At 71.2% G+C, this 26,512-nt stretch carries 30 protein-coding genes, 1 tRNA gene and 1 pseudogene; 14 read left to right on the plus strand and 18 right to left on the minus strand.

Annotated features, from left to right (window positions below; translation table 11 throughout):
• Nucleotides 1-244: 244 nt before the first annotated feature.
• The 3 genes from PV419_RS50630 to hppD all read right to left on the minus strand — a co-directional run bounded on the left by PV419_RS50630 (nt 245) and on the right by hppD (nt 3,114).
• Nucleotides 245-1,615 carry an FAD-binding oxidoreductase gene (locus PV419_RS50630; RefSeq protein WP_319700853.1) on the minus strand — a complete coding sequence of 457 codons (1,371 nt, stop codon included), beginning with the start codon at nt 1,613-1,615 and terminating at the stop codon, nt 245-247.
• 88 nt (nt 1,616-1,703) lie between these two features.
• Nucleotides 1,704-1,904, minus strand: coding sequence for a hypothetical protein (locus PV419_RS50635; protein WP_319700854.1), 201 nt, complete (start codon nt 1,902-1,904; stop codon nt 1,704-1,706).
• Nucleotides 1,905-2,034: 130 nt separating this feature from the next.
• Nucleotides 2,035-3,114, minus strand: coding sequence for a 4-hydroxyphenylpyruvate dioxygenase (gene hppD, locus PV419_RS50640; RefSeq protein ID WP_319700898.1), 1,080 nt, complete (start codon nt 3,112-3,114; stop codon nt 2,035-2,037).
• Nucleotides 3,115-3,340: 226 nt separating this feature from the next.
• On the opposite strand from hppD, the gene PV419_RS50645 reads away from it, so the two are divergent.
• The 3 genes from PV419_RS50645 (at nt 3,341) to PV419_RS50655 (ending at nt 4,748) form a co-directional block, all read left to right on the plus strand.
• The gene (locus tag PV419_RS50645; RefSeq protein ID WP_319700855.1) at nt 3,341-3,808 is read left to right on the plus strand and encodes an Lrp/AsnC family transcriptional regulator; all 468 of its coding nucleotides are present in this window, start codon (nt 3,341-3,343) and stop codon (nt 3,806-3,808) included.
• A gap of 94 nt (nt 3,809-3,902) precedes the next feature.
• The gene (locus PV419_RS50650; RefSeq protein ID WP_319700856.1) at nt 3,903-4,499 is read left to right on the plus strand and encodes a helix-turn-helix domain-containing protein; all 597 of its coding nucleotides are present in this window, start codon (nt 3,903-3,905) and stop codon (nt 4,497-4,499) included.
• Between the two features lie 21 nt (nt 4,500-4,520).
• On the plus strand, nt 4,521-4,748 hold the full coding sequence (locus PV419_RS50655) for a hypothetical protein (RefSeq protein WP_319700857.1): 228 nt from the start codon (nt 4,521-4,523) through the stop codon (nt 4,746-4,748).
• A 74-nt stretch (nt 4,749-4,822) separates the two neighbouring features.
• Here the strand turns inward: PV419_RS50655 and PV419_RS50660 are convergent, their stop codons facing one another.
• The 6 genes from PV419_RS50660 to PV419_RS50685 all read right to left on the minus strand — a co-directional run bounded on the left by PV419_RS50660 (nt 4,823) and on the right by PV419_RS50685 (nt 10,864).
• Nucleotides 4,823-5,611, minus strand: coding sequence for a S16 family serine protease (locus PV419_RS50660; RefSeq protein ID WP_319700858.1), 789 nt, complete (start codon nt 5,609-5,611; stop codon nt 4,823-4,825).
• A gap of 161 nt (nt 5,612-5,772) precedes the next feature.
• Nucleotides 5,773-6,414 carry an IclR family transcriptional regulator gene (locus PV419_RS50665; RefSeq protein ID WP_319700859.1) on the minus strand — a complete coding sequence of 214 codons (642 nt, stop codon included), beginning with the start codon at nt 6,412-6,414 and terminating at the stop codon, nt 5,773-5,775.
• Between the two features lie 419 nt (nt 6,415-6,833).
• Nucleotides 6,834-8,633, minus strand: coding sequence for a DEAD/DEAH box helicase (locus PV419_RS50670; RefSeq protein ID WP_319700860.1), 1,800 nt, complete (start codon nt 8,631-8,633; stop codon nt 6,834-6,836).
• A gap of 106 nt (nt 8,634-8,739) precedes the next feature.
• Entirely contained in the window at nt 8,740-9,120 is a 381-nt protein-coding gene (locus tag PV419_RS50675) for a type II toxin-antitoxin system death-on-curing family toxin (RefSeq protein WP_319700861.1), read from the minus strand.
• Nucleotides 9,120-9,317 carry an Arc family DNA-binding protein gene (locus tag PV419_RS50680; RefSeq protein ID WP_065960099.1) on the minus strand — a complete coding sequence of 66 codons (198 nt, stop codon included), beginning with the start codon at nt 9,315-9,317 and terminating at the stop codon, nt 9,120-9,122. The genes PV419_RS50675 and PV419_RS50680 overlap by 1 nt, the downstream gene beginning before the upstream one ends.
• 32 nt (nt 9,318-9,349) lie before the next feature.
• Nucleotides 9,350-10,864: an MFS transporter gene (locus PV419_RS50685; RefSeq protein WP_319700862.1), complete on the minus strand. Its 1,515-nt coding sequence runs from the start codon at nt 10,862-10,864 to the stop codon at nt 9,350-9,352.
• Between the two features lie 266 nt (nt 10,865-11,130).
• Between PV419_RS50685 and PV419_RS50690 the strand changes: the two genes are divergently transcribed.
• Complete coding sequence (locus PV419_RS50690; protein ID WP_319700863.1) at nt 11,131-11,703, plus strand: hypothetical protein; 573 nt, start codon at nt 11,131-11,133, stop codon at nt 11,701-11,703.
• Nucleotides 11,704-11,775: 72 nt separating this feature from the next.
• Here the strand turns inward: PV419_RS50690 and PV419_RS50695 are convergent, their stop codons facing one another.
• From PV419_RS50695 to PV419_RS50705, 3 genes are all read right to left on the minus strand, one after another.
• Complete coding sequence (locus PV419_RS50695; RefSeq protein ID WP_415925558.1) at nt 11,776-12,924, minus strand: YeiH family protein; 1,149 nt, start codon at nt 12,922-12,924, stop codon at nt 11,776-11,778.
• 154 nt (nt 12,925-13,078) lie between these two features.
• The gene (locus PV419_RS50700) at nt 13,079-13,651 is read right to left on the minus strand and encodes a cysteine dioxygenase family protein (protein ID WP_319700865.1); all 573 of its coding nucleotides are present in this window, start codon (nt 13,649-13,651) and stop codon (nt 13,079-13,081) included.
• 75 nt (nt 13,652-13,726) lie between these two features.
• Complete coding sequence (locus PV419_RS50705) at nt 13,727-14,632, minus strand: LysR family transcriptional regulator (protein WP_319700866.1); 906 nt, start codon at nt 14,630-14,632, stop codon at nt 13,727-13,729.
• A 128-nt stretch (nt 14,633-14,760) separates the two neighbouring features.
• Here PV419_RS50705 and PV419_RS50710 point away from each other — a divergent pair, with 128 nt between their 5' ends.
• Nucleotides 14,761-15,474, plus strand: coding sequence for a Clp protease N-terminal domain-containing protein (locus tag PV419_RS50710; protein ID WP_319700867.1), 714 nt, complete (start codon nt 14,761-14,763; stop codon nt 15,472-15,474).
• 74 nt (nt 15,475-15,548) lie between these two features.
• Nucleotides 15,549-16,430, plus strand: a complete 882-nt coding sequence (locus PV419_RS50715) for an alpha/beta hydrolase (RefSeq protein ID WP_319700868.1) — start codon at nt 15,549-15,551, stop codon at nt 16,428-16,430.
• A 21-nt stretch (nt 16,431-16,451) separates the two neighbouring features.
• Here the strand turns inward: PV419_RS50715 and PV419_RS50720 are convergent, their stop codons facing one another.
• Nucleotides 16,452-17,324 (minus strand): helix-turn-helix transcriptional regulator, encoded by an 873-nt coding sequence (locus tag PV419_RS50720; RefSeq protein WP_319700869.1) that lies wholly within the window; start codon nt 17,322-17,324, stop codon nt 16,452-16,454.
• 9 nt (nt 17,325-17,333) lie between these two features.
• Here PV419_RS50720 and PV419_RS50725 point away from each other — a divergent pair, with 9 nt between their 5' ends.
• The 5 genes from PV419_RS50725 to PV419_RS50745 all read left to right on the plus strand — a co-directional run bounded on the left by PV419_RS50725 (nt 17,334) and on the right by PV419_RS50745 (nt 21,325).
• Complete coding sequence (locus PV419_RS50725) at nt 17,334-17,903, plus strand: NAD-binding protein (RefSeq protein WP_319700870.1); 570 nt, start codon at nt 17,334-17,336, stop codon at nt 17,901-17,903.
• Nucleotides 17,904-17,992: 89 nt separating this feature from the next.
• Nucleotides 17,993-18,067, plus strand: a tRNA-Cys gene (locus tag PV419_RS50730).
• Between the two features lie 17 nt (nt 18,068-18,084).
• The gene (locus tag PV419_RS50735) at nt 18,085-18,744 is read left to right on the plus strand and encodes a formylglycine-generating enzyme family protein (protein ID WP_319700871.1); all 660 of its coding nucleotides are present in this window, start codon (nt 18,085-18,087) and stop codon (nt 18,742-18,744) included.
• Nucleotides 18,745-18,879: 135 nt separating this feature from the next.
• Complete coding sequence (locus tag PV419_RS50740) at nt 18,880-20,430, plus strand: subtype B tannase (RefSeq protein WP_415925555.1); 1,551 nt, start codon at nt 18,880-18,882, stop codon at nt 20,428-20,430.
• Nucleotides 20,431-20,509: 79 nt separating this feature from the next.
• Entirely contained in the window at nt 20,510-21,325 is an 816-nt protein-coding gene (locus PV419_RS50745; protein WP_415925556.1) for a polysaccharide deacetylase family protein, read from the plus strand.
• Here the strand turns inward: PV419_RS50745 and PV419_RS50750 are convergent.
• The gene (locus PV419_RS50750) at nt 21,313-22,023 is read right to left on the minus strand and encodes a Crp/Fnr family transcriptional regulator (RefSeq protein ID WP_319700874.1); all 711 of its coding nucleotides are present in this window, start codon (nt 22,021-22,023) and stop codon (nt 21,313-21,315) included. The two genes, PV419_RS50745 and PV419_RS50750, sit on opposite strands and share 13 nt — an antisense overlap.
• Before the next feature lie 25 nt (nt 22,024-22,048).
• Nucleotides 22,049-22,621 (minus strand): L-2-amino-thiazoline-4-carboxylic acid hydrolase, encoded by a 573-nt coding sequence (locus PV419_RS50755; RefSeq protein ID WP_319700875.1) that lies wholly within the window; start codon nt 22,619-22,621, stop codon nt 22,049-22,051.
• Nucleotides 22,622-22,838: 217 nt separating this feature from the next.
• Here PV419_RS50755 and tnpA point away from each other — a divergent pair.
• Nucleotides 22,839-23,240, plus strand: a pseudogene (gene tnpA, locus PV419_RS50760) (IS200/IS605 family transposase); the annotation flags it as partial.
• Between the two features lie 279 nt (nt 23,241-23,519).
• On the plus strand, nt 23,520-23,780 hold the full coding sequence (locus tag PV419_RS50765; RefSeq protein WP_319700876.1) for a YciI family protein: 261 nt from the start codon (nt 23,520-23,522) through the stop codon (nt 23,778-23,780).
• Between the two features lie 31 nt (nt 23,781-23,811).
• On the opposite strand, the gene PV419_RS50770 is transcribed toward PV419_RS50765, so the two are convergent.
• Complete coding sequence (locus PV419_RS50770) at nt 23,812-24,393, minus strand: TetR/AcrR family transcriptional regulator (RefSeq protein WP_319700877.1); 582 nt, start codon at nt 24,391-24,393, stop codon at nt 23,812-23,814.
• Between the two features lie 136 nt (nt 24,394-24,529).
• Here PV419_RS50770 and PV419_RS50775 point away from each other — a divergent pair, with 136 nt between their 5' ends.
• Nucleotides 24,530-25,309, plus strand: a complete 780-nt coding sequence (locus tag PV419_RS50775) for a class I SAM-dependent methyltransferase (protein WP_319700878.1) — start codon at nt 24,530-24,532, stop codon at nt 25,307-25,309.
• A 97-nt stretch (nt 25,310-25,406) separates the two neighbouring features.
• Here the strand turns inward: PV419_RS50775 and PV419_RS50780 are convergent, their stop codons facing one another.
• Together PV419_RS50780 and PV419_RS50785 are read right to left on the minus strand one after the other, a co-directional pair.
• On the minus strand, nt 25,407-25,817 hold the full coding sequence (locus PV419_RS50780; protein ID WP_319700879.1) for a PPOX class F420-dependent oxidoreductase: 411 nt from the start codon (nt 25,815-25,817) through the stop codon (nt 25,407-25,409).
• 46 nt (nt 25,818-25,863) lie between these two features.
• Nucleotides 25,864-26,511: a nitroreductase family protein gene (locus PV419_RS50785; RefSeq protein WP_319700880.1), complete on the minus strand. Its 648-nt coding sequence runs from the start codon at nt 26,509-26,511 to the stop codon at nt 25,864-25,866.
• Between the last annotated feature and the right edge of the window lies 1 nt (nt 26,512).

A 26,512-nucleotide genomic window follows, 5' to 3' on the forward strand; every position in this document is an offset into this window, starting at 1 on the left:
ACGACAACCGCACACGCGACCGCCCCTTCCTCAGCGGCCATCCACCCCGGTGACCCATGGGACGGATGTTCGCTTTCCTGTCTGCCCGGTGGCCGTGCGAGCGCGCCGCGCCCGTGGAAAAGCGGATACGGCGACGCTCCGCATCGCCAGGACGGGAGGCGATTCCTCCCCGGCGTGAACGCCGGGGCATCCTCGCCAGAACCAGGTGAACACTGTCGCGTAGCGCGCAGGGTTTGATCGCGAGCTACACAAAGAGCTTGCCCGGGTTCAGCAGGCCCAGCGGGTCGAAGACCTGCTTGATGCCCTGCTGCAACTCCACCCCCACCGGGCCGAGTTCCCGTGCCAGCCACTCGCGCTTGAGCACCCCCACCCCGTGCTCCCCCGTGATCGTGCCGCCCAGCTCGAGGCCCAGCGACATGATCTCGTCGAAGGACCCCCGCGCGCGCCGCGACTCGTCCGGGTCCGAGGCGTCGAAGCAGACGGTCGGGTGAGTGTTGCCGTCGCCGGCGTGGGCGACGACGCCGATGGTCAGGCCGTACTTCTCGGCGATCGCGGCGGTCCCGTCGATCATCGCGGCGAGCTGCGAGCGCGGGACGCAGACGTCGTCGATCATGGTGACGCCCTTGACCGCCTCCAGGGCCGGGAGGGTCAGCCGGCGGGCCTGCAGCAGCAGGTCGGACTCGGCGGCGTCCTCGGCGGGGACGACCTCGGCGGCACCCGCGGCGGTGCACAGCTCGCCGACGGCGGCGAGGTCGGCGGCGGGGTCCGGGGTGTCGAAGGCGGCCAGGAGCAGGGCCTCGGTGGAGTCCGGGAGGCCCATGTTCGCATGCGCGTTGACCGCGCGGACGCTGGTGCGGTCCATGAGTTCGAGCAGCGAGGGGGTGTGTCCGCGCTCCATGATCTGGCAGATGGCGTCGCTGGCGGCCGCGGTGGAGGGGAACTCGGCGGCGAGGACCAACTGCTGGGGCGGGGCGGGCTTGAGGGCCAGCACGGCGCGGACGACGATGCCGAGGCTGCCTTCGGAGCCGACGAACAGCCGGGTCATGTCATAGCCCGCGACGCCCTTGGCGGTGCGGCGGCCGGTCTTCAGCAGACGGCCGTCGGCCAGGACGACGTCCAGGCCCAGTACGTATTCGGCGGTGACGCCGTACTTCACACAGCACAGCCCGCCCGAGGCCGTGCCGATATTGCCGCCGATGGTGCACTGCTCCCAGCTGGAGGGGTCCGGCGGGTAGTAGAGGCCACGCTCCATGACGGCGCGCGACAGGACGGCGTTGACCACGCCCGGCTCGACGACCGCGATCCGGTCCACCGGGTTGATCTCCAGGATCCGGTCCATCTTGATCAGGGAGAGGACGATACAGCCGTCGGAGGCGTTGGCGGCCCCCGACAGGCCCGTACGAGCCCCCTGCGGGACGACCGGGACGCGGAGCGCGGTCGCGGTGCGCATCACGTGCCGCACCTGCTCGACGCTGCGCGGGAGGACGACGACGGCCGGGGTGCCCGCCTCGCAGAAGCTCGCCATGTCGTTGGCGTACGAGCTCATGACGTCGCGGTCGGTCACGACGGCCTCGGAGGGGAGGCCCTCCCGCAGCATTTCGATCAGGTCAGCCATGGCTCCAGATTCGCACCCGTCCGCCCAGGAGGGAAGATCGACGCGGCGGCGGGTGGTCCGGGAGCGGGTGCCTGCCTCGGCGCCCGAGCTAAGGCTGTTCCTGAGCCGTCAGGGCCGGCAGCTCGCGCGCGCCGCCCTCGGCGGCCGGCGCCTCGTCCTCGGCCGCGTCGGGCGCGGGGACGGCGAGCACTCCCAACGCGCCCGAGGCAGCGGCCTTCCGTCCCCCGAGGACGAATTTATTCCTGGTCAGCCGCCCTTTGGCGTACATCTCCTGCACGTCTTGCGCCATTCGAACCTCGACAACTCCCCATACACCACGCGGCGTTGTAATGGATAGCAACGCGCCGAGTGTAGACGGTCCGAAGTTCGTAACAGCTTTAGTTCGTATTTTCATGCAAGGAGCGAGGGGACATAGCGGGTCAGAGGTTGCCGCGCTTGGCCTGCTCGCGCTCGATCGCCTCGAACAGCGCCTTGAAGTTGCCCTTCCCGAAACCCATCGAGCCGTGCCGCTCGATCAGTTCGAAGAAGACGGTCGGCCGGTCCTGCACCGGCTTGGTGAAGATCTGCAGCAGATAGCCGTCCTCGTCACGGTCGGCGAGGATCTTCAGCTCGCGCAGCGTCTCCAGGGGCACCCGGGTCTCACCGACCCACTCGCCGAGCGTGTCGTAGTACGACTCCGGGGCGTCCAGGAACTGGACGCCGGCCGCCCGCATGGCCCGTACGGTCGCGACGATGTCGTTCGTGGCAAGCGCGATGTGCTGGACGCCGGGGCCGCCGTAGAACTCCAGATACTCGTCGATCTGGGACTTCTTCTTACCGGCGGCGGGCTCGTTGAGCGGGAACTTCACCTTGCGCGTGCCGTCCGCGACGACCTTCGACATCAGCGCGGAGTACTCGGTGGCGATGTCGTCGCCCACGAACTCCTTCATGTTGGTGAAGCCCATGACGTCGTTGTAGAAGGCCACCCACTCGTTCATCCGGCCCAGCTCGACATTGCCGACGCAGTGGTCGATGGCCTGGAAATTGCGGCGGGCGGGCGGCTCGACCAGCGGGTCGGCGGGGGCGAAGCCGGGGAGGTAGGGGCCGGTGTAGCCGGAGCGGTCGACGAGGGTGTGGCGGGTGTCGCCGTACGTGGCGATGGAGGCGAGCACCACCGTGCCGTACTCGTCCTTGACCTCGTGCGGCTCCTCGATGCCGGAGGCGCCGTGGGCGGTGGCGTACGCGTACGCGGCGCGCGCGTCCGGCACCTCGACGGCCAGGTCGATGACGCCGTCGCCATGGGCCGCGACATGGTCGGCGAGGAAGGTGCCCCACGCGGTGGTGGGCTTGATGACGGAGGTGAACACAAAGCGGGCGCCGCCGGAGACGAGGACATAGCTCGCGGTCTCCCGGCTGCCGTTCTCGGGCCCCGCGTAGGCGACGAGCCTCATGCCGAACGCGGTGGAGTAGTAGTGCGCGGCCTGCTTTGCATTGCCGACGGCGAAGACGACCGCGTCCATCCCCTTCACCGGGAAGGGGTCCGCCCGACGCTCGCCTTCTCCCGTCGCCTCTCCCGTCACGGCCAGGATGTGATCCAGGATCTCAGTCATATCCTCACCGTGAACCCATGGCTCAGGATGCGCAACAGTTCGCCGATTCGCTGGTCAATCTGTGTAGCTGGTTCGGCGATGTGCCGGGCATTCTGTACACAGTGACCACTCACAGGGAGACAGCAGGAGGACCGCCGTGGGAATCGACCGGCTCGACGCCCGACTGATCGCACTGCTCGCCGAGGAGCCCCGGATCGGCGTGCTGGAGGCGTCCCGCCGGCTCGGTGTCGCGCGCGGCACGGCTCAGGCGCGGCTGGACCGGCTGCTGGCCCAGGGCGTGATCCGGGGCTTCGGACCCGAGGTGGACCCGGCGGCCATCGGCTATCCGGTCACCGCGTTCGCGACCCTGGAGATCAAGCAGGGCCAGGGCCCGGACGTACGGAGCCACCTGGCGAGCGTCCCGGAGATGCTCGAACTGCACACCACCACCGGCCACGGCGACATGCTCTGCCGCCTGGTCGCCCGCTCCAACGCCGATCTGCAGCGGGTGATCGACCGGGTGGTGGGGTTTGAGGGCATTGTGCGGGCCTCGACGACGATCGTGATGGAGAACGCGGTGCCGCTGCGGATGATCCCGCTGGTCAAGCAGGCGGCAGAGGATTGACCGGGGCGCACTCGACTTCCAAAGACTCCGTTGCAAAGATTTCCACGCAAAAAGACCCTTGCAACGGAATCTTTGCATGCTTACGCTGCCGGCCATGGCCGAGAACGAGAAGCCGACACCCGACGACATACGGGTCCTCGATGCCCGCTCCCTGCGCGGGCTCGCGCACCCCCTGCGGATGCGTCTGCTCGACGCGTTGCGCGAGTACGGCCCTGCCACCGCCTCCCAACTCGCCGACCGCCTCGGCGAGTCGAGCGGGGCCACCAGCTATCACCTCCGGCAGCTGGCCAGGTACGGCTTCGTCGTGGAGGACCCGGAGCGCGGCAAGGGACGCGAGCGGTGGTGGAAGAGCGCACAGCGCGGCATCCGCATGGGCGTCAACGAGCTGCTGCACAACGCCGACCCGTCCGTGCGCGGTGCGATGAGCACCATGCTGTACGAACTCGCCACCACCCACGGCGAGGAGATGTCCACTTGGCTCGGCACCTGGCGCGAGTGGCCCGAGGAGTGGCGCCGCGCCTGGGACATCAGCGACTGGAGCACCCGCCTCACCCCCGAACTCGCCGCGGAGATGCGCGACAAGGTGTACGAGGTGATCCAGAGCTACCGCGAGAAGGAAGTGGGCCAGGACGTCGAGAACTCGGCCCGCTTCCGCGTCCATCTGCACGCTTTCCCGCGCGACGACGACTGACCGACCTTGGGGGGAACGACCATGTACGGCGACGACATCCATCTGCGGCTGCACCGCATCCGGGCCGAGCGGCTGCGCCGCGAGGCGCTGCGCGCCCGCTCACCGCGCCGACCGCGCCCAGCCCGCCGCCGGCTGCGGACCCGTCTGGGCTGGACGCTGGTCGAGGTGGGCCTGCGCCTCACGACGCCTCGGCCGGCGGCGTCGGGGCCGGGGCCGGGGACACGGCCGGGCCTGGCGGCCCGGCTGTGACCGTCCCTGCCGGGCCGGCCTGGACAGTCGGCCCCGACCTGTGAATGACCGCTCGGCGGCCGCTCAGCCACCTCTCAGCAGTGCGGCACCGTGCCGCCCGACTTCAGCGCCACCAGCGAGTTCACCGCGCCCTTCAGCGTGGTGACCGGGATCAGCCGCAGCCCGTTGGGGAGCTCGGCCTTGGCGTCCGAGCACTCCGCCTTCGGGACCAGGAAGACCGTCGCCCCGTCCCGCTTGGCGGCCTGTGCCTTGAGCGGGACCCCGCCCACCGCGCCGACCTTGCCGTCCGCCGTGATCGTGCCGGTGCCCGCGATCGTACGGCCGCCGGTCAGGTCGCCGCCGCGGCCGTCCCCGTCGAGCTTGTTCACGATCCCGAGCGAGAGGAACAGCCCGGCACTCGGTCCGCCCACGTCCGCGAGGCGCAGTCGCACCTTGACGTCTTTGGAAGAGAGATGGAGATAGCCGAGCGCGGCGCTGGTGGCCTCGTCCTGGGAGTCCCGCATCTCCTTGACGTTGTGCGCCTCGATCTCCTTGGTCGAGTTGCCGACGGGGTAGACGGAGTCGCGCGGCATCACGGCGCGGTGGGTGTTGAACCAGCCGCTGATGACGTCCTTCAGCCGGACCGTGACGTCCGGCCCGGTCGCCACGATCGTCGTCATCCGCAGCTGCCCGGTGGTCTTGCGGGACTTCGCCTCCGAGATCTTGATCACCGGCTCGCCGTGGTCCGAACCGAGGACATTCACGGTCGAGCCGGGATAGGCCACCGAGTAGGGCAGCGGCGCGAAGGCGGCGACCGCGAGGAGGGCGAGGACGGGCGCGGAGCAGATCGCGAGGATCCGGGCGCGCGGGGAGACGGCAGGCATGGTGTGAATCTAGTTGACCGCCGGCACACGAGGCGCGCCACCCCGGCCGCGGTGACCGTCGGCGCGGGCTGTCGGCGCCAGGCGTCCGCGCGGGCTGTCGGCGCTTGGGGGTGGCGCAAGCCGACGGCGCGGAGGGACGGCGCCAGGCGTCGGGGCAGCCGTCAGCGCAGGGCGTCCGCGACCTCGCGTGCCGCGTCCACCACACGCGGACCCACCCGTTCCGGCACCGCGTCGCAGAGCATCACCACGCCCACGCTGCCCTCGATCCCGGTCACCCCGACCAGGGGCGCGGCCGCGCCGCTCGCGCCCGCTTCCAGTTCGCCGTGGGTGAGGACATAGCCGGGGTCGTCGCCCCGGCCCGAGCGGGCGGCCAGTATGGCCCGCCCGGCGGCGCCGCGGTCCAGGGAGTGCCGGAAGCCGGCCCGGTAGGCGACGTGGTAGTCGGTCCAGGTCGGCTCGACGACCGCGACCGCCAGCGCCTCCGTGCCGTCGACCAGGGTGAGGTGCGCGGTGGCGCCGATGTCGTCGGCGAGGGAGCGCAGGGCGGGCAGCGCCGCCTCGCGCAGCAGCGGATGGACCTGGCGGCCGAGCTGCAGCACGCCGAGCCCGACCCGCGCGCGGCCGCCGATGTCGCGGCGTACGAGCGAGTGCTGCTCGAGCGTGGCCAGCAGGCGGTACACGACGGTGCGGTTGACTCCGAGCTTGGTGGACAGCTCGGTCACGGTCAGCCCGTGGTCGGTGCCGGCGAGCAGTTTGAGGACGCGCAGTCCCCGGTCGAGCGTCTGGGAGGTCTCCGCGGTCACGACGCCCCCTCCTCCGTATGAGTGGCGGCTCTACGCGGAGGGCGCCGCCGGTCCCGACGACGGCGCGCCAGAGGCCGCCGGTCATGGTCGCATGCACCGGCCGCGCTCCGCGGCGGCGCTGCCACGGGGCGTGTGCGTTGGCCGGAACGCTAGCGAGCCGGTCCGCTGAGCGGAAGAGTTTGTCCAGAATCCGAGCGGAGCCGCCCCACGCGGTGCCGCGCACACACCAGAATGATAGGCATTTGCCCCGATTCCACAGGCAGGCAATAGCCAGGGGGGCGCGGATCACGACGGGCTCATATACAAGGCGGAAGGGCTTACGGGAAGCCCTTCCGCGGACGTACGGCGTTGACGCGTACGGCCTCGACGGGGCCGGGGCCGGAGGTCACCGCCCCGCGACCGCCGCCGCCCCGCCGCTGTCACCTCATCCGCGTGGCCCACTCCCGGACCTTCTTGATCCGCTCCCGGAGCTGCCCCGCCGTCGCCTCCGCGCTCGGCGGCCCGCCGCACACCCGGCGCAGCTCGGTGTGGATCACCCCGTGGGGCTTGCCGCTCTGGTGGACGTACGCCCCGACCAAGGAGTTGAGCTCCTTGCGCAGCTCGAGCAGCTCCTTGTGGGTGACCACCGGCCGCCGCTCCGCCGGGAGTTCCAGCAGGTCGGCCTCGGTGTCCGGCTTCTTGCGGCTGTGCGCGATCTGCCGCGCCTGCCGCCGCTGGAGCAGCAGCTGCACCTGGTCGGGTTCCAGGAGCCCCGGGATGCCGAGGTAGTCCTGTTCCTCCTCGCTCCCCGGGTGCGCCTGCATGCCGAATTCGGCGCCGTCGTAGAGCACCCGGTCGAAGACCGCGTCCGACTCCAGCGCCTCGAAGGGCAGCATGTCCTGCTCCCCGGTGTCCTCGTCCTGCTGCTTCTCCGCTTCCTCGAGGAGCTTCTCCTCCTCGGCGTACGGGTCCTCCTCCTCGCCCTCCTTCTTGGGCTTGTCGAGGACGTGGTCGCGCTCGACCTCCATCTCGTTCGCGAAGCCGAGCAGCATGGGGATGGTGGGCAGGAAGACGGAGGCGGTCTCGCCGCGCCGCCGGGACCGCACGAAACGGCCGACCGCCTGCGCGAAGAACAGGGGGGTGGAGATCGTGGTCGCGTAGACGCCGACGGCCAGGCGCGGCACGTCCACGCCCTCCGACACCATGCGCACCGCGACCATCCACCGGTCCTCGGAGTGGCTGAAGTCCTCGATGCGCTGCGAGGCCCCGGAGTCGTCCGACAGCACGACGGTGGCCTTGCTGCCGGTGATCTCGCGGATCAGCTTGGCGTACGCGCGCGCCGAGTCCTGGTCGGTCGCGATGACGAGCGCGCCCGCGTCGGGAATGGACTTGCGGACCTCGGTGAGCCGCTGGTCGGCGGCGCGCAGCACGTTCGGCATCCAGTCACCGCGCGGGTCGAGCGCGGTGCGCCAGGCCTGCGAGACGGCGTCCTTGGTCATCGGCTCGCCCAGCCGGGCTTCGAGCTCGTCGCCGGCCTTGGTCCGCCAGCGCATGTTGCCGCTGTAGGAGAGGAAGATGACCGGCCGGACAACGCCGTCGTTCAGGGCGCTGCCGTAGCCGTACGTGTAGTCGGCGGCCGACCGGCGGATGCCGTCGTTCCCCTCTTCGTAGGCGACGAAGGGGATGGGGTTGGTGTCGGACCGGAAGGGGGTGCCGGTCAGCGCGAGCCGGCGGGTCGCCGGCTCGAACGCCTCCAGGCACGCCTCGCCCCAGGACTTGGAGTCGCCGGCATGGTGGATCTCGTCGAGGATGACCAGCGTCTTGCGCTGCTCGCAGCGGTTGCGGTGCAGCATCGGCCGCACGCCGACGCCCGCGTAGGTGACGGCGACGCCGTGGTACTCCCGCCCGAGGGGCCCGGCGCTGTACTCGGGGTCCAGCTTGATCCCTATCCGGGCCGCGGCCTCCGCCCACTGCTTCTTCAGGTGCTCGGTCGGCGCGACGACCGTGACCTGCTGCACGACGTGATGGTGCAGCAGCCAGGAGGCGAGCGTCAGCGCGAAGGTGGTCTTGCCGGCGCCGGGCGTGGCGACGGCGAGGAAGTCGCGGGGCTGCTCCTGTACGTACTTCTCCATCGCGCCCTGCTGCCAGGCGCGCAGCTTGCTCGCGGTACCCCAGGGGGCCCGGCCGGGGAAGGCGGGCGAGAGGTGATGGCTGGTGGTGGAGGAGGCGGTAGTAGTCACGGTCTCCGTCGGGCTGGGTCGGCGGGGGGTTCGAGGACCGCGTCAGCCTACCGGTGTCGTCCTTCACGCTTGAGGGCTACGCCCCGGGTCCACCCGGAGGTGGGATTCAGCTCACACTGGGCCCCTCGAACCGGGACAGCGCCTCCGCGATCTTCGGCACGTCCAGCTCGCCCTGGCAGACGGCGAGTACGAATCTCTCCGCCTCGTCCACGTCGAAGTCCGCGCTCAGCGGGTGCCCGTTGACGTGGAGGAAGACCCAGGTCGCGTACCAGGAGAGGCGCTTGTTGCCGTCCACGAGGGCGTGGTTGCGGGCCAGCGACTCCATCAGCGCCGCCGCCTTCTGCCAGACGTCCGGGTAGGCGTCCTGTCCAAAGACGCTCGCCTGCGGCCGGGCCAGGGCCGACTCCAGCAGGCCGTAGTCGCGCACTTCGCTCTCCCCGAGCCGCTCCGCGAGGTTCAGCAGCTCGGGCAGCGTGAGGTAGTGCATCAGGCGAGCCTGCGGTTCAGCTCTTCGCTCACCTTGAGCACGTGGGCCGCGGCCTCGTTGAACAGCCGGGAGTGTTCGTTGATCGCCGCGATGACGGCGTCGTGGGCGAAGGACTGCATGCTCCGCCCCTCCTGCTCGGCACGGCGCCGCAGTGCGTCCAGCTCTTCGTCGGTGAATCTCACATTCAAAGCACCCATGAACGCATGGTACCGGGTGGTACCACTCGGTACTAAGGCTTTCCGGTGGCAGGCCGCAGCCGCGTCGTCACCCCCACCCCCACCAGCGCCACCGCCGCCATCGCCACATACACCGCCGCGAACGCCCCCGCGTGCCCCGTCCCCGCCGCGGCCCCCGCCGCCCCCGCGTGGTCCGCCGCCGCGACCGACCCACCCCCGAAGCCGACGAACAGCACCCCGCTCAGCCCCACCAGCGTGATGTTGCCGAGCGCGTCGGAGACCTGGAGGGAGGCGGCGTTGCTGCCCGCTTCCTTGGGGGCGGAGAGCTTGAGGAGCAGCACGCTGGCGCTGGAGATGACCAGCCCCATCCCGTAGCCGCCGATCACCCACGCCACGGCGACCACCCACGCCGGGACCGACTCGACGAGCGCCAGCGGCACCAGGCCGATGGCCACCGCCATCAGCAGCATGCCCGCCGTCATCAGCCGCTCGCGGTAGGGCTCCAGGCGCGGGCGGCTCTGGGTGTACGAGCCGAGCGCCCAGGTCAGCCCGCCGCCGGTGAGCGAGAGCCCGGCCTGGGTCGCGGACAGGCCGCGCTCGGTGACGAGCATCAGCGGTACGAAGCTCTCCGCACCGAGGAAGGCACCCGCCGCGATGCCGCGCAGCAGCACCACGGACGGCAGCCCGCGGGCGGCCCGGAAGGTGCCCGAGGGCAGCAGCCGCAGGACGCACGGGACGAGCAGCGCGAGGCCCGCCGCGGCGGGGATCAGGGACACCCAGGCCAGGTCCTGGCCCGCGTACTGCAGCAGGCCCGCGCCGGACGCGACCGCGAGCGCGAGGAGGATGCGGCGGCGGTTCATGGCCGGGGAGGGCTCGCCCCGGTCCACCTTGCGCAGGGCCGGGAGCATCACCGCGAGCGGCAGCAGTATCAGCACCGGGATGGACAGGAAGACCCAGCGCCACCCGGCCCGCTCGGTGACCGTCCCGGCGACCAGCGGCCCGACGATCACCGGCAGCACCCAGGCGGCGGAGAAGGACGCCAGCACGGCGGGCTGCAGCCGCTGCGGATAGGCGTGGCCGACCAGGACGTACAGCGCGACGATCACCAGCCCGCCGCCGATCCCCTGCACTGCGCGCCCGCCCACGAACGTCCACATGTCCTGCGCCGAGCCGGAGACCACCAGCCCGGCCCCGAAGGCCGCGATCCCGGCGAAAAGCGGCACGAGCGGCCCCCGGCGGTCGCACCACTCGCCCGACAGCGCCATCGCGAACAGGCTCGCGGTGAAGTACGCGGAGAAGGCGTACGCGTACAGCTCGACCCCGTCGAGGGCGCGTGCCGCGACCGGCATGGCCGTGTTGACCGCGCTCGCCTCGAAGGCGATGAGGGAGACGACGGACACGATGCCGAGGGTGAGGGCGCGGTAGCGCCGCCCGAGTACGGAGCCGCCGTCGGCTTCGGCGTCGGCTTCGGCGTCGGCTTTGGCGTTGGCTTCGGCTTCGGGGTTGGCTCCGGATGGCGCGGGGGGACTGTGCGCGACGTCGGTGTCGCGCGGGTCGATGGCGGTCATTACGCCAGCGTAAGAGGCGTTTCCGGGGACGACACCTGGCGCGGGACGGAGATCCCTTCAGCCCTCTGCCCTAGGCCCGACGCCCCCGCGATCAGCGTCACAGGTTGGAAACCGGTCTCCCAGTATTCGGTAAGCAACAAGCAAATCGTCATGCTCACGCCCCTAAGCTTTCGGCCAGGCCGACATACCGCATGACGAGCGACGTACGGCCTTACTCTCACCACATGCCTGGTCACAGATGCCCAGGCCCGCACATCGGGGGAAGCGTGTCCATCAAGCGTCCATTTTTCGCCACCGTCGTACTCGTCTCCGCGGCACTCGCCCTCACCGCCTGCGGCCCCAAGGACAGCGGCTCCAAACGCAGCTCGAGCTCCTCGGGGAGCCACAGCGCGAAGAAGGTCAGCAAGAAGAGCAAGAAGAAGACCAAGACGACCAACGGCGACTGCCCCACGATCGCCACGGGTCACAAGATCATCTGGGTCAACAACGTCGAGGGCGCGATGAACAACATCATCGCCAAGGGCGCCAAGATGCACTGCGACCCGAAGTCGCACGCCGGCGCGTCCTACCAGCCGGTCGGGCAGCTGAACACCTACTCCGTCGCCTCGGGCGACGCCAAGGTGACGATCATCAGCAAGAAGGCCTCCACGCAGAAGACCCTCACCGCCCAGTACGGCGGCATCGCGCACGTCAAGACATGTGCCGACCCGAACGGCAAGAGCTACGACGGCGGGCAGACGAAGGCGGACACCAGCGACTGCTGGGGCCTGAACTTCTACGACGTCGCGGTCGACTCCAACAACAAGATCACGCAGATGACCGAGATCTACTCGTCGTGACGGTCGTGTCCTCGGGACACCCGTGGGGCCCGGCTGCCGCGCCGGGCCCCACGCCGTCGAGGCACCGGTCGGCTACGCCGTGAGCAGCACACCGCTGTAGCCGACACCCGCGACCACCACCCACGCGCACAGCCCGAGCGCCGCCACGCGCCCGCCCGTACGGGCCAGCGAGGGCAGGTGCACCGCGCTGCCGAGGCCGAAGAGGGCGGCAGCGAGCAGCAGTTCCTGGGCGGTCGCGGCGGTGTCGAGCGCGGCGGACGGCAGCCGGTCCGTAGTGCGCAGGGCGACCATGGCCAGGAAGCCGAGGACGAACAGCGGCACGAGGGGCGGCCGCCGCGCGCGGGCGGTGCGCCCGGCCTCCTCGCCGAGCCGGGCCTGCGAGGTCTGCTCGGCCTGCTGGGCCTCCCGCGCCCGCCGGGCCCGTACGGAGACGGCGACCGCCGCGACGAGCGGTGCCAGCAGCGCCACCCGCATCAGCTTCACGAGCACCGCCTCGCCGAGCGCCGACGGCCCGGCCGTCTGCGCGGCCGCCACGACCTGCCCCACGTCGTGCACGCTCGCCCCGACCCACCGGCCGAACTGCGCGTCGCTCAGCCCCAGCGGGTGCTGGAGCAGCGGCAGTACGGCGACGGCGAGCGTCCCGCACAGCGTCACCAGCGCCACGGACGTCGCGACGTCGCGTTCGTCGCTGTCCGACACCTCGCTGACCGCGCCGATCGCGGACGCGCCGCAGATCGCGTAGCCGGTGGCGACCAACAACGGAAGGCTGTTGTCGATATGCGGCTCCGCCGCGTGGCCACGGAGGCCCATCCGGCGGCCGAGCCACCACGTGCCGAAGAACGTGGCCGTGACCACGCCGCACACCATCGCCACGCTCGCCCAGCCGAGGCCCAGCACATCGTCCAGGCTGAGCTTGAGCCCGAGCAGCACCACCCCGAGGCGCATCAGCCGCTTCCCGGCGAACGACAGCCCGGCCCGGCCGCCGCCCCGCACGACCCCGCGCGTGCCCGGCAGATGCGCGGCGAGGATGCCCAGCACGACGGCCACGGTCAGCATCGGCACCCCGCCCAGCGCCAGGTGCACACCCCAGGCGACCGCCACCCCGAGCCCCCCGAGCGCAAACCCGGGCGCGAGGGCGGCGAGCCGCGCCACGCGGCCGGGCGGCGGGGGCGCGGACGCGGGAGGTGCGAGAGCCGAAACCCCCGCCGCCGGGCGCGCCATCCCCGCCCGACCGGGCGCCTCTGGCGCCCGCGCCGGGTCGGGGGCGCCGTCGGCCGGGGCGCCGTCGGCCCCGCTGGTGCCGCCGCGCGCGTCCGTCAGCGCCATGGCCCGGCCCACCCGTGCCGAACCCCGGCGCGGTGGCGGCGGCGCGGGCTCACAGCTCCTCGCCGTTCGGGAGGGTGTACACGCGCCGGACGCTGCTGCCCAGCCGCCCGACATCCGCGCCGTACACGTGGAGGGAGACCGCCGTGCCCGCACCCGCGTTCCACACCCTGTGGATATCTCCCGGCGGCGCGAACCCGGCCACCGAGCCGCGCGGGTTGGTCACCTCCGCCACCGCGACCAGGCGTGAGCCGGTTCCGTCGGGGACGAGGTGGTAGCGGCGCTCGCGCTCCTGGCCCTCGTGGACGCCGGCCACGCACCACGAGACGTGGTCGTGGACGGCGGTGTGCTGGCCGGGCAGCCAGACGAGGGCGACGACGGAGAAGCTGCCGTCGGGTTCGGCGTGCAGGAGGTGCTGGCGGTAGCTCGCGGGGTCGCCCTGCCGTTGGGCCGCGGTGAGCAGGTCGGGCGCGCCGAGGTGGGGGACGAGGCGCTCGGCCACCAGATGGGCCGTCAGGTCCGGCGCCAGGCCCCGCCCGACGGCCTCGCGCACCTCGTCGACGAACGCGCTGGCCCGCGGGGTGCGGCACAGGGCAGGCGGCGCGGAGGCGGTCGGAGTGGTCATGGGCGCAGCGTCCTGCCGCCCGAACCATCACGTCCAACGACGGTTTCTTCGCCGACCCCAACCGCTGCTTATGGGTCAGCAGCCGACCCGGTTCGCCGCCACCGCCTTCAGCTCCTCCAGTACCACCTCCGTCGCCGGCACCCGCAGATGCTCCCGCAGCACGTACGCGGAGACATGGCGGCGCGAGGCGGGCTCCAGGGCGCGGCCGGTGACCTTCTGGTGGCAGAGGAAGGACAGGACGAGCCCGGGCATCATCGCGACGCCGAGGCCCGCCGCGACCATGCTCTGGATGACCAGATTGTCGTCCGTCGTGAAGGCGATGTCGGGGGCGAACCCCTCCTCCGCGCACTCGTGCAGGAAGTTGGCACGGCAGCGCAGACAGCCCGCTATCCACCGCTCCCCGCTCAGCTCCGCGAGCTTGACGGCCCGCCGCCGGGCCAGCGGGTGGCCGGTGGGCAGCAGCACCGTCAGCTGGTCTTCGAGCAGAGGGATCTCGACCAGTTCGGCGGGGGCCTGTTCGCGCAGGCCGGGGTAGGTGAAGGCGAGCGTGATGTCGCACTCGCCGCGCACCACCCGCCCGAGCGACTCGGGCGGCTCGCCTTCGAACAGTTCCACCCGCACCCCGGGGTGGGCGGCGGCGAGGCGGGCCATCGCCTCGGGGATGAGGGTGGCGTTGGCGCTGGGGAAGCCGCACAGGCGCACCCGGCCGGCGCGCAGCCGGGTGATGGCGTTGAGCTGCTGCCGGGCGGCGGAGATCGAGTCGAGGATGATGTCGGCGTGGCGGGACAGGGTCTCCCCGGCCTCGGTGAGCCGCATGCCGCGGCCGACGCGGACGAAGAGCGGGCTGCCGACCTCCCGTTCGAGCGCCTTCATCTGCTGCGTGATCGCCGGTTGCGTATAGCCGAGGGCTCGGGCGGCGGCGGAGTACGAGCCGGCGCGGATCACCTCGCGGAACGTCCTGATGTGCCGGGAGTCGAACACCCTCGGAGCATAAGCGCAACTTGGAGTCCGTGGACATCTCCCCTCCCCCGCTTTTGGATCTCCGACCGAGACAACCCTGAAGGCAAGTACGCCTTGACAAATCCAAACTGTCAAGGCGTACTTGCCTCATGACGATTCCCGATCTTGACGATCTCATCGCGGAAGTCGACCGGACGTGCACCACCGCCCACCGCCCCGGCGGACAGGAACAGCCCGACTGGCTGGCCCTTCTGACCACCGCGGCAGGCCTGGCCGGCCGGCTGCAGGCCCTCGCCGACGACCTGGTCGAGGACTACGTCGAGCACTGCCGGATGCACGGCTGCTCATGGACGGACATCGGAACGGCCCTCGGCGTGACCCGGCAGGCGGTGCAGCAGCGCTTCCACGCGCCCCACAAGCGCTACGGCCCCGAGACGATGAGCGAGGAGCTCCGCCAGGCCATGACACACGTCAAGCGGGCCGCGGTGCAGCACCGCAACAACTACATCGGGACCGAGCACCTGCTCTGGGGCCTCACCGCCGAGGACAACAGCGCCACTCGCCTCCTGAGCGCCGCCGGCGCGTCGCCCGAAACCCTGCACAGGACCGTCGGGGACCGGCTGAGCATGGGAGCGTCACAGGCGGCCGAGCGGATCGCCTGGACCCCCTTCTCCCGCAAGGCCATCGCCCTCGCGGAGGAGCGGTCGAAGGAGACGGGCTCGGCCCACATCGACTGCGACCACCTCCTCCTCGGGCTGGCCCGGATCGGCCGCGGAGTGGCCGCCGAGGTGCTCGACGAGGCGGGCCTGAGCGCGGAAACCCTCGACAACGCCACGAAGGACCAACCGATGCCAACGCCATGAGACCCGCGCCGACCGGCCCTGTCCGGCGCCGCGGTCGGCCCGGCGTGACCAGTGCGATCAGGCAAGCTGGACCAATGCCCCACTACACCTCGTACGACGACGTCGAACTCGCCTACCGCGTCCTTGAGGCCCGTACCGGCGACGGAGCCGCCCGGCCGCCGCTCGTCTGCCTGGCCGGCGGGCCGGGGCGGAACGCCGCGTATCTGGGCGACCTCGGCGGGCTCGACGCCGACCGCACCCTGGTCATCCCCGACAGCCGGGGCACCGGCGACTCCCCGCCCGCCGCCGACCCGGTCGGCTACGCCTTCCCCAGGCTCGCCGAGGACCTCGAAGCGCTCCGCGGCCACCTCGGACTCGAACGGTTCGCGCTGCTCGCCCACGACGCGGCCGCCGCGACGGCCCAGGCGTACGCCGCCGCCCACCCCGAGCGGCTGACGCACCTGATCCTGGTCTGCCCCGGGGCGCGGATGCAGGGCGAACTCCCCCAGGACGCCCGCGAGATCTTCGAGGCCCGCGCCACCGAGCCGTGGTGGCCCGACGCCTATGTCGCGGTCCAGATGCTGCCCGACACCACGGACCTGGGCGAGGTGCGCAAGCTGCTGCTCCAGGCCGCCCCCATGGCGTACGGCCGCTGGGACGAGCCCCAGCGCGCGCACGCCGCGAGCGAGGGCGAGCAGCTGGGCCCGGTGCCGCGCGCGGGCTTCTGGCAGGGCGTGGACGAGGCGGCGCGGCGGGCGGTGCTGGTGCGGCTGCGGGAGGTGCGGTGCCCGGTGCTGGTGGTGACCGGGGACCGGGACGCGGTGACCGGCATGCGCGCCGGCGAGCTGGTCGCGGAGTCCTTCCCGGACGGGCGGGTGCGGCCGCTGCACGAGGTGGGGCACTACCCGTGGGTCGACGAGCCGGATCTCTTCCGCCCGGTGGTCGAGGAGTTCCTCACCCACCCTGACAGGCGGTGAGCGACGGTGCCCCCGGCCGGTTCAGGTGACCGAGGGCGTGGCCGGGGCGTCCGTCAGGCTCAGCAGGAGCATGGCGTCGTGGTCCGGGCTGCCGGGCTCGGCCTGGTAGACGATCAGACGGTGTCCTTCGCTGCGGGCCACCTCGTAGGCCTCGTAGCTCAGGTCCATGCGCCCGACCGCCGAGTCCGCGAAGCACTTGCGGCCGTTGGTGCGTGAGCGCACGTCGTAGCGCTGCCAGAGCGCCGCGAACTCCTCGCTCTTGACCGTGAGCTCGCCGATCAGAGCGGTGAGCTCGGGCGCGTCGGGATGGGCACCCGCGACGGACCGCAGATGGGCCACCGTCGCCGCGGCGACCTCGTCCCAGTTGCCGTAGAGGCGGCGCGCCCGCGGGTGGAGGAAGGTGTAACGGACGGTGTTGCGCCGCCGGGCCGGCCACTCCTCGATGCCGGGCAGCAGCCGCATACCAGAGGTGTTGGCGGCCAGCAGGTCGTTCGACCGGCTCAGGAGGTACGCCGGGCAGGGCGCGACGAGGTCCAGCATGCGCAGGACGTCGGGACGGGGCGTGTGTGACGCCGGCGCGGACTCCGGCGGGGCGCCGGAACCGCGGGCCGGGGACGCGGCGCGGGCGACGGCGAACAAGTGCGCCCGCTCGTCGTCGTCAAGGCGCAGGACACCCGCGATGGCCTCCAGGACGGCGGGGCCCGGCCGGTTCTGCTTGCCCTGCTCCAGGCGCCGGTAGTACTCGATGCTCACCCCGGCGAGCATCGCCACCTCCTCCCGGCGCAGGCCCGAGGTGCGGCGCCGTCCCGTCACCGTGGGCAGTCCGGCCTCCTGCGGGGCGACGCGGGCGCGCCGCGAGCGCAGGAACTCTCCCAACCCCATGATGCTTTCCACTTCTTGAGTATGACGTCCGGGTACCGGCCGGTGCGGGGCCCTGCCAGGGCCCCCTTCGGCGGGTCTCCCTCCCCCGGAGGCCCGCGCCGCAGACTTGCTCCGTACCGAGCAAGCGCCGTACCGCCTCAGCGGTACGAAGGGACGGGAGAACCGGAATGGCGAGCGTCGCAATGGTGGGCCTGGGCATCATGGCAGGTCAGGCACTTCGGGCCCGCCGGGTCGGGCACCCGCTTCAAGCTCGTACTCAACGCGCTCCAGGCGATTCACCTGGCCGGCTTCGGCGAGGCCCTGCGGCTCGCGGAGGCCGCCGGGCTCGACACCGCCCAGGTCGGCGCCGCCCTGCTGGACCGCCCCGGCGGTGTCGTCACCGAACTGGCCTGGAGCAGCTACCTCACCCCGCCCGAGCCGATCAACTTCTCGGCGGAGTGGGCACACAAGGACCTGGCGTACGCGTCCCGCATGGCCGACGGGCTTTCCCACCCGGTCCTCGACGGTGTCCTGTCCCTGTTCTCCGCGGCACTCGCCGGAGGCCGCGGCAAGGAGGACTGGAGCACGGTCAATCCGATCCGGCAATCATGAACGCCGTATGTCAGTCGCGTGGCAGCGCCCGCCGGGCCGTTGTGACCCCCGGCGCCGCGCCCCTAACCTCAAGGGCACAAGCACGACATGGCCGTGTGCCCGAGTGGTTGAGGGGCTCGCCTGCAAAGCGAGTTACGTGGGTTCGATTCCCGCCACGGCCTCCATGAACATGAGCACGAGCATGGTGAAGATCGCCGGCGGGGAGATCGTCCTGCGGGACGAGGGCACAAGGACCGACTGGAAGGTCGAGGTCGCGGCCTTCCGGCTGGCGCCGCATCCCGTGACCCACGAGCTGTACCGCTCCGTACGAGGCGAGGCGCCCGCGAGCGGCGCGGCGGGGCCGCGGACGCCGGTGACCGAGGTCTCCTGGAAGGACGCGATCCGGTTCTGCAATCTGCTCTCGGAGGCGAGCGGGCTCACGCCCTGCTACTCACTGGGCAGCGAGGAGGACCCCGACGCGCAGGACGTGGACTGCGACTGGGCCGCCGACGGCTATCGCCTCCCCTCCGAGGCGGAGTGGGAGTACGCGTGCCGGGCCGGGGACTCCGGCGTGCGCTACGGCGAACTGGACGAGATCGCCTGGTATCGCGGGAACTCCGGCGACCAGGTGCACGCGGTCGCGGCCAAGGCGCCGAACGCGTGGGGCCTCCACGACATGATCGGCAACGTGTGGGAGTGGTGCTGGGACCTGTACGACCCCGACGTCTACGGCCCGTACCGGGTCTTCCGCGGCGGAGGCGCGTACGACCCTCCTCGGGGGTGCCGGGCGTCGTGCCGCCGCAAGAGCCACCCGACCCTGCGCATCGACGACCTGGGGTTCCGTCTCGCCCGGTCGCTCTGACGTCCCTTCGACACCGCTGTCAAACGCCGCCGCCAAAGCCCCGGCCTGTGCGTTTGCCATGCAAACCTGTGTGTCAGCAATGAAATCAACGAAATTGTTGACACTTTCTGGCGGCCGCTTTACGTTCGCACACGGATGAAGGCCGGACGTACCGCGAACGCGAAGGAGACGCCAGTGAAGCGTAGGACAGTGGTCATGGGGCTCACCGCGGCCGCCGCGGTGCCGACGGCCGGATTCACCCTCGGCTCGCAGGCCTCGGGTGCGACCGTCGCGAAGTCCTCGGATCCCCTGGTCTTCGACAAGGACGCCTACACGGTCCTGACGACGGCCATATCCACGGACGACGGCGACAAGGAGGTGACCTACCACTTCCACAAGGCCGTCACCTACGTCGCCGAGCCGGTGGACGAGAAGTACCAGAGCCTGAACGTCAGCGTGCCCGTCACGATCGACGGCAAGGCGGTCGACGCGCACGGTGCCCCCATCCTCTTCAGCAACTCGGTGGGCGGCTACATGCCGTCCTCCGTGGCGGACGCCACCGGGGTGGGCGATGGCGCTCCCGGCGGCGGTCCCGGCGGCGGCATGCCCAAGATGGTCAGCAACGCCAAGCTGGCCCTGGCGGCGGGCTACGTCGTCGTGGAGCCGGGCGCGCGCGGCCGGACCCTCGTCGACTCGGCCGGCACGTACTACGGCACGGCCCCGGCCGCCATCGTCGACCTGAAGGCCGCGGTGCGGTACGTGCGCCACAACAAGGGCCGCATCCCGGGGAACACCGACCGGATCGTCTCCTCCGGAACCAGCGCGGGCGGCGCCCTGTCCGCCCTGCTCGGCGCGTCCGGGGACAGCCCCCTGTACGACCCGCACCTGCGGGAGCTCGGCGCGGCCGAGGCGAGCGACGCCATTTTCGCCAGCGGCGACTGGTGCCCCATCGCCGACCTGGAGCACGCCGACATGGCGTACGAATGGAACTGGGGCGGCAACAAGCTCGGTTCCGGTCAGCTCGTCGACCAGACCGTCTCCAAGGAGCTGGGCTCCGCGTTCGCCGACTACCAGGCCTCGCTGAGGCTGAAGGGGAAGGACGGCTTCGGCACCCTCACGGCGCGCAACTACGACGCGTACCTGGTGAAGACCTATCTGGAGCCGGCGGCGACCACGTATCTCAAGGCCCTGTCGGACTCCGACCGCGCGAGCTATCTGTCCCAGAACCCGTTCATCACCTGGTCAGCCGACAAGGCGACCTTCACCTGGGCCGACTTCCTCGAGCACGTGGGGGCGCGGAAGAAGGACGCGCCGGCTTTCGACCCCTTCGGCCTCTCCTCGCCCGAGAACAACCTGTTCGGCACGGGAACCACCAAGGCCCGCCACTTCACGCTGTACAGCCTGCGCCACGCGACCGGCAACGACAGTGCGCGGCTCGACAGCGACCTGCCGAAGAAGCTCGACCTGATGAACCCCATGCACTTCCTCGGGCAGCACAATCCCCGCCGGGCGAAGCACTGGTGGATCCGCGTCGGCATCAAGGACAGCGACACCTCGCTCACCGTCGTCGGCAACCTCGCCGCCTGCCTGGAGAACCTGGGCGACGACGTCAACGCCGCGATGTACTGGGACGCCGGGCACGGCGCCAACGAAGACGCGGGCGACTTCATCACCTGGATCGGCAAGGTGACGGGATACCGCAAATAGCCACACACGCGACCGCGCCTGTGCGTTTTTTTTCACGGCGCGGTCGCTTTTTGGTCACGATGGCCAACCTTCGCCCTCGATGCTCCATCTACACCGCGTGTATAGACGTAAAAGCATATCGACGGCCCGCAGGCGTAAGACCGCGCCGATAGCCGGGCTCCTGGCGGCCGCCTCCCTCGCGCTCGCCCTCAGCGGCTGCGGAACCTCGTACGACACCACCGCGCCGAGCAGCGCCCGCGAGCGCGCCTCGGTCGATGGGAAGGAGGTCAAGGCCGGGTCCGTCGACTGTTCGAAGGCCAAGTGCGTCGCCCTCACCTTCGACGCCGGGCCCAGCGAGAACACCCCCCGCCTGCTGGACATCCTGAAGAAGGAGAACGCGCACGCGACCTTCTTCATGCTCGGCAAGAACCATGTCCTCAAATACCCCGACCTGGTGCGCCGCATCGCGGCGGAGGGCCATGAACTGGCCAACCACACCTGGACACACAAGATTCTGACCAAGTCCGACGACGACGAGGTGCGCGACGAGATCACCCGCACCCAGGACGCCGTATCCAAGATCACCGGTTCCAAGAAGCCCCTGCTCATGCGCCCGCCCCAGGGCCGCACCGACGACCGGGTCTCCAAGATCTGCCGCGAGCTCGGCATCGCGCAGGTGCTGTGGAGCGTCACCGCGAAGGACTACCAGACGACCGACTCCGCGCTGATCACCAAGCGGGTGCTCGACCAGGTGGACCGCGACGGCGTCATCCTGCTGCACGACATCTACAAGGGCACCGTGCCCGCCGTTCCGGGGATCCTGGAGGGGCTCAAGAAGCGCGGCTACACGGTCGTCACCGTCTCCGAGCTGATGGCCCCCGCCAAGCCCGAGGCCGGCAAGATCTACAAGCCCTGAGCCCCGGCTCCCTCCCCGGCGCGCAGCGCCAGGGACTCCGGAGCGAGCAGATGGACACAGCCTCCTTCGATGCGGATCAGCCCGTCGCGCCGGAGCCGGGCCAGCGCCCGATTGACGGTCACCCTCGTCACGCCGAGCGTGTCCGCCAGCGCCTGTTGCGTACCCGGGATCCGCACGGACGCCGATCCCGGGGCCGAGGCGGCGGCCTGCGCCAGCAGCCAGCCGGCCAGCCGGGCCTCGGCCGGGAGGGTGGCGGTTTGGGTGAGCCGTTGCTGCTGCGCGCGTGCCTGGCGGGCGAGCACGGCGAGCACATGGGCCCGGACGGCGGCAACGTCGTCGACGAGGCCGAGGAACCTCTCGCGCCGCACACTGCGCACGGCGCAGAACGCCAGGGCGGTGAACGTGGCGGTGTGCCCCCGGCCGTCGAGCAGCGCGACCTTGTCCAGCGCGCACGGGCCGTCCCACTGCCCGTACCGGACCACCCGCCCGCCGCCGGTCGTGCCCGTCGCCGCGACCCGGCCGCGCAGCAGCACCAGGAGGTGATCCGCCGGGGCGCCCGCCGACCTGAGCACACTGCCGACGGGGTACCCGCGCGGCACGGACGCCGCCCACAGCTCCCGCAGCCGCGCCTCGGGCAGCGACGCGAACAGCGGTACGGCGCCCAGCGCACGCCACGTCAACGACTCGTCCCCGGTCATGGCCGCCTCCTCCCCCTCAATTCACTCAGGGCGCGGTGCGGGTGAAGTGGAACGGGCAGCGGTCGCCACCCAGGCCGATGGTGGTGGCACGCTCGAAGCGGAACCCGTGCCGGTCCGGGTCGATCGCCTCGATCCAGTTCCTGTCGAACGCGCACATGACGGGTGTCAGCTCCGAAGCGGAATTCGCCCTGAGCACGTCATGATAGAAGCACCGCTGAACGTCCAGCAGGTCTCGCTGATCATTGTCGGCGGAGCGCTGGAACGTGCATGCCTCGCCGAGCGGTTCGAGGAGCGCGGCCCGTACCGCGCGGGTGGCTGCGTCGCCGCCCAGCCGCGGGAGCAGCTTCTCGTACGCGGCGACCACCGCCAGGGTGATGCGGAGGTTGTGGCGCGAGGGCTCGTCGACGACCATGTGCGCGTTGCCCGCCTCCAGTTCCGCGTGCCGCTCACGCATCGCGGAGACGAGGTCGCCGGGAAGCGCCTGCTCCAGCGACGTCGCTGATATGTGGTCGAAGAAACCGGCGACAAGCGTCTCTGTGTCGCTCTCGGGATCGGGAACGTAGTCGCCGTCGGTCATTCCGAACTGGTCGGTGGTCACGAACGGTCCTTTCGGGACGGGCTCGGTCCCGAGTACGACCTGACAACGCGCAGGGCGGAGCCGGGTCGTGCTCGCGACGAGCGAGCACGCCGACGCGCTCCACCGACCCACCTGGCGTCGACGAACCTCGTGACTCCGCCACCCCGTAAACGGGGTGGCTTCTCGCTAAGCGGGCTGAGCTTCGCGACGGACCAGCCCGGCCCGGGAACCAAACCCCGACGTACGGCGAGGCCGTCACGTCGTCCACAACCTGCACGTCCACGTGGTGTTCGTCACCAAGTACCGGCGGACCGTCTTCAACGACGAGATGCTGACGCGCTGCGAAGAGATCATGCGGAAGGTCTGCGAGGACTTCGAGACCGACCTGATCGAGTTCAACGGCGAAGAAGACCACGTGCACCTGCTGGTGCACTACCCGCCGAAGGTTGCCCTGTCGAACCTGGTCAACTCCCTCAAGGGGGTGTCCTCGCGCCGGTTGCGGCAGGAGTTCACCGGCCGAGTGGACCAGGCGATCACGCACGGCCGGTTCTGGTCCGGCTCCTACTTCGCCGGAAGCTGCGGCGGTGCGCCGCTCCAGGTGGTCAAGGACTGCATCGAGAACCAGAAGCGGCCGGACTGAGCGCAGCTGTCGTCGCAGAGCATTCTGGAGTGGTGCTGCGGCGCTCCGCGCCGCAGGGCCCAGGATCGGATTCCCTCCCCGCCTGAACTGAAGGCCGGGATTCCCTCCGAAGAAGAAGGATGGATTCTTTCGCCGCGATCGTCGCACAGGCGCGGATGGCGTGTCGAACAATGCGGCCGTCGCCCTGTGTATCAGCTGATACAGCCCGCGCGGCCGCGTCGGCGATACGTTCCGCCGGACAGCACCGAGACCGGACAACACCGAGAAGGGACGGCTCCCATGCTGGCCGTAGAACTCGTCTTCACCCCCGCCCCCGAGCGCCTGGCCGCCCGCCCCGCCCACCGCGAACGCCTGACCGCCCTGCGCGAGGCGGGCGAGTTGGTGGCGGCCGGGCCGTGGGCGGACGACACGGGCGCGCTCCTCGTCTTCGACGTGGACCGGGAGCGTTTGGACGGGATCCTTGAGGCGGATCCGTACTACGGCGTGGCCGGGGTGGAGGTGGTGCGGGTGCGTGAGTGGACGCCGGTGGTCGGGCCGTAGGCGGCGTCAGCGGCCGGGGCCGCTGGGCGGTTCAGGCTCCGGCGATGACCGTGGTCACGGCCTTGCGGACGGCGGCGGCCTCGGGCGGGGTCCCCTTGCGGTCGGCGAACAGCAGATGCGCGGCCCCGATCAGCGTGGGCGCGAGCGTGTCGAGGTCCGCGTCCGCCGCGATACGCCCCAGGTCGCGCTCGGCGGCGAGGTAGCCGGCGACCATGCCCGCCGCCTCGGTCAGCACCGGGAGCCCGGTCGGCCTGGTCTCGCGCAGCCGGGCGCGCAGGTCGTCGCGGGAGATGACGAGGCTGACGACGGCCACGGCGACCGACCCGAACAGCTCCATCAGCGCGCCGGTGAGGTTGTCGGCGACGGTGCCTGTCCCGGCGGACTCGCGCAGGGCGGCGGCCTGGCGGTCGACCCGGGCGACGCGGTCGAGCACGAGCTCGGCGAGGAAGGCGTCGAAGTCGGCGAAGTGCCGGTGCAGGACCCCCTTGGCGCAGCCTGCCTCCGTGGTGACGGCCCGACTGGTCAGCGCGCTCGGCCCGTCCCGGAGCAGGACCCGCTCGGCGGCGCCGAACAGCTGCTCGCGCGCGTCGCGGAGAGCCACACCCGTCGGCATCCTCCGCACCTCCTCCCTGTCTCGATGACTGTACCGGTTGACGAGTGGGCGACCGCCCACTCATAGTGGGCACATGCCCACTACAGGATCTGAGCAAGCGCCTCATTCCGCACGCGAGTCCCATCAAGCCCGCGAAATGGCGGAGTCATTCGGCTCGGACGCCGAACGCTACGACCGGGCCCGGCCCCGCTATCCCGATGCCGTGATCGACGCGATCACCACCGCGAGCCCCGGGCCCGACGTCCTCGACGTCGGCATCGGGACCGGCATCGCGGCCCGGCAGTTCCAAGCGGCCGGCTGCACGGTGCTGGGCGTCGATGTGGACGCCCGCATGGCCGAGTTCGCGCGCCGCGGCGGCGGGCTCCACGGCGGCGGGCTCAAGGTCGAGGTGGCGGCCTTCGAGGACTGGGCCTCGGCCGGCCGGACCTTCGACGCGGTCATCGCCGCCCAGACCTGGCACTGGATCGACCCGGTCGCCGGAGCGGCCAAGGCGGCCGAGGTACTACGGCCCGGCGGCCGACTGGCCGTGTTCTGGAACGTATTCCAGCCCTCGCCCGATATCGCGGAGGCCTTCGCCGAGATCTACCGCCGGGTCCTGCCCGACTCGCCCCGCAACCCCTGGGCGAAGCCCGCGCTCGACCCCTACTCGACGCTGTTCACCAGGGCGGTCGACGGGATACGGCAGGCGGGCGCGTTCGGCGAGCCGGAGCAGTGGCGGTTCGACTGGGAGCGTGCCTACACCCGGGAGGCGTGGCTGGACCAGCTGCGTACCGGCGGCGACGCCGGCCAGATGCCACCCGACAAGCTGGCCGAGCTGCTGGCGGGCACCGGCGCCGCGATCGACGCGATGGGAGGCGGCTTCACGATGCGATACGCCGCGGTCGTGGTCACCGCGGCGCGCACCGGCACCGCTTGACCCGGCTTGCGTGCCGACGCCGATCGCGACCGTACGCCCGCCCGCCAGAGTTGTCACCGCCGCCGTGCGCACCCAGCGCGGGCCGCCCCGCGCACGTTCAGCGGGGCTGCTCTGTGGCGTCGCCGAGCGTGATGCGGATGCCCACCGTGCCCTCCCGGCCGCGGCGCAGCGCGCTCCCCCACACGGTGAGCCGCCCGGTCAGGCCGTACTTCCGGCGCAGGAGCCCGCGGTAGCGCTCCACGTCGGCCCCGTACAGGACCTCGGCACGGCCGGGGACGTCGTCGCCGCGGCGGTTGCCGCGCAGATCACACGGTGCGACCAGGACATCGCCCCGATTGCGGATGCGCTTGACCTTGCCGGAGTCGGCCCGTGTCCACACGCCCAAGGTGTCGCCGTCACGGACCACCCACACCGGGGTCGGCACGGTACGCCCGTTCCTGCGGTAGGTGGTGACCAGGACGTACTTGCTCGCGCCCAGCCGGTTGAGTTCAGCGTCAGGAGAGGCCACGGCCTCACCCTAGCCGTCCATCTCAGGCGCGGCCCCGCCCGTGCGCTCACCATCGTTCCCAGTGCAGGACTTCCTCCCGCGGGATGCGGGGAGCGGGCTTGAAGTCGGTGCCGATGGTGAAGGCCAGCGGGATGAACGCCGCCAGCATGAGCTCCTTGTACGGCACGCCGAGCACCTGGGCCAGCTCGCGTTCGAGCGGCCCCTGTGCGGTGGTCCACACCGTGCCCAGGCCACGCGCCCGGGCGGCCAGCATGAAACTCCACACCGCGGGCAGGATCGATCCCCACGCCCCCGCCTGCACGGCCACCGGGGCGTGGTCGGTCCGTCCCTCCACACCGGGGATGACGAACGCGGGCACCCGGTGGATGTTGTCGGCCAGGTGTCGCAGTCCGTCGAAGACCCGCTCGGTGGAGCGGGCGTGATAGTTCATCCGCCACGTATCGCGCTCGGTCAGCGGCTGCCCGGTGACCAGGGGCAGGGCGCGCAGAAAGATATCGGCCACGGCCCGCCGCTGCTCCGGCTCGGTGACGACGAGGAAGTGCCAGCGCTGCCGGTTGCGGCCGGTGGGCGCCTGTACGGCCAGGTCCACGCACTCCTCGATCAGGGCACGAGGCACCGGGCGGGTGAGGTCCAGTCGCTTGCGGACCGCGCGGGTCGTGCTCAGCAACTGGTCAGGGGTGAGATCCAGCGTCATG

Source organism: Streptomyces sp. ME19-01-6 (assembly GCF_033793745.1).
In the GTDB taxonomy this organism is placed as follows: Bacteria; Actinomycetota; Actinomycetes; order Streptomycetales; family Streptomycetaceae; genus Streptomyces.

Excerpts from the sequence above, each read along its gene's own strand:
- PV419_RS50770 (WP_319700877.1), bottom strand. The coding sequence starts at position 24,393 with ATGCCGACGGGTGTGGCTCTCCGCGACGCGCGCGAGCAGCTGTTCGGC.
- PV419_RS50710 (WP_319700867.1), top strand. The coding sequence starts at position 14,761 with ATGACGATTCCCGATCTTGACGATCTCATCGCGGAAGTCGACCGGACG.
- PV419_RS50775 (WP_319700878.1), top strand. The coding sequence starts at position 24,530 with ATGGCGGAGTCATTCGGCTCGGACGCCGAACGCTACGACCGGGCCCGG.
- PV419_RS50655 (WP_319700857.1), top strand. The coding sequence starts at position 4,521 with ATGTACGGCGACGACATCCATCTGCGGCTGCACCGCATCCGGGCCGAG.
- PV419_RS50630 (WP_319700853.1), bottom strand. The coding sequence starts at position 1,615 with ATGGCTGACCTGATCGAAATGCTGCGGGAGGGCCTCCCCTCCGAGGCC.
- PV419_RS50745 (WP_415925556.1), top strand. The coding sequence starts at position 20,510 with ATGCTCCATCTACACCGCGTGTATAGACGTAAAAGCATATCGACGGCC.
- PV419_RS50785 (WP_319700880.1), bottom strand. The coding sequence starts at position 26,511 with ATGACGCTGGATCTCACCCCTGACCAGTTGCTGAGCACGACCCGCGCG.
- PV419_RS50765 (WP_319700876.1), top strand. The coding sequence starts at position 23,520 with ATGCTGGCCGTAGAACTCGTCTTCACCCCCGCCCCCGAGCGCCTGGCC.
- PV419_RS50735 (WP_319700871.1), top strand. The coding sequence starts at position 18,085 with ATGGTGAAGATCGCCGGCGGGGAGATCGTCCTGCGGGACGAGGGCACA.
- PV419_RS50750 (WP_319700874.1), bottom strand. The coding sequence starts at position 22,023 with ATGACCGGGGACGAGTCGTTGACGTGGCGTGCGCTGGGCGCCGTACCG.
- PV419_RS50725 (WP_319700870.1), top strand. The coding sequence starts at position 17,334 with ATGACGTCCGGGTACCGGCCGGTGCGGGGCCCTGCCAGGGCCCCCTTC.
- PV419_RS50715 (WP_319700868.1), top strand. The coding sequence starts at position 15,549 with ATGCCCCACTACACCTCGTACGACGACGTCGAACTCGCCTACCGCGTC.
- PV419_RS50680 (WP_065960099.1), bottom strand. The coding sequence starts at position 9,317 with ATGGGTGCTTTGAATGTGAGATTCACCGACGAAGAGCTGGACGCACTG.
- PV419_RS50700 (WP_319700865.1), bottom strand. The coding sequence starts at position 13,651 with ATGACCACTCCGACCGCCTCCGCGCCGCCTGCCCTGTGCCGCACCCCG.
- hppD (WP_319700898.1), bottom strand. The coding sequence starts at position 3,114 with ATGGACGCGGTCGTCTTCGCCGTCGGCAATGCAAAGCAGGCCGCGCAC.
- PV419_RS50650 (WP_319700856.1), top strand. The coding sequence starts at position 3,903 with ATGGCCGAGAACGAGAAGCCGACACCCGACGACATACGGGTCCTCGAT.
- PV419_RS50695 (WP_415925558.1), bottom strand. The coding sequence starts at position 12,924 with ATGGCGCGCCCGGCGGCGGGGGTTTCGGCTCTCGCACCTCCCGCGTCC.
- PV419_RS50635 (WP_319700854.1), bottom strand. The coding sequence starts at position 1,904 with ATGGCGCAAGACGTGCAGGAGATGTACGCCAAAGGGCGGCTGACCAGG.
- PV419_RS50660 (WP_319700858.1), bottom strand. The coding sequence starts at position 5,611 with ATGCCTGCCGTCTCCCCGCGCGCCCGGATCCTCGCGATCTGCTCCGCG.
- PV419_RS50675 (WP_319700861.1), bottom strand. The coding sequence starts at position 9,120 with ATGCACTACCTCACGCTGCCCGAGCTGCTGAACCTCGCGGAGCGGCTC.
- PV419_RS50740 (WP_415925555.1), top strand. The coding sequence starts at position 18,880 with ATGAAGGCCGGACGTACCGCGAACGCGAAGGAGACGCCAGTGAAGCGT.
- PV419_RS50685 (WP_319700862.1), bottom strand. The coding sequence starts at position 10,864 with ATGACCGCCATCGACCCGCGCGACACCGACGTCGCGCACAGTCCCCCC.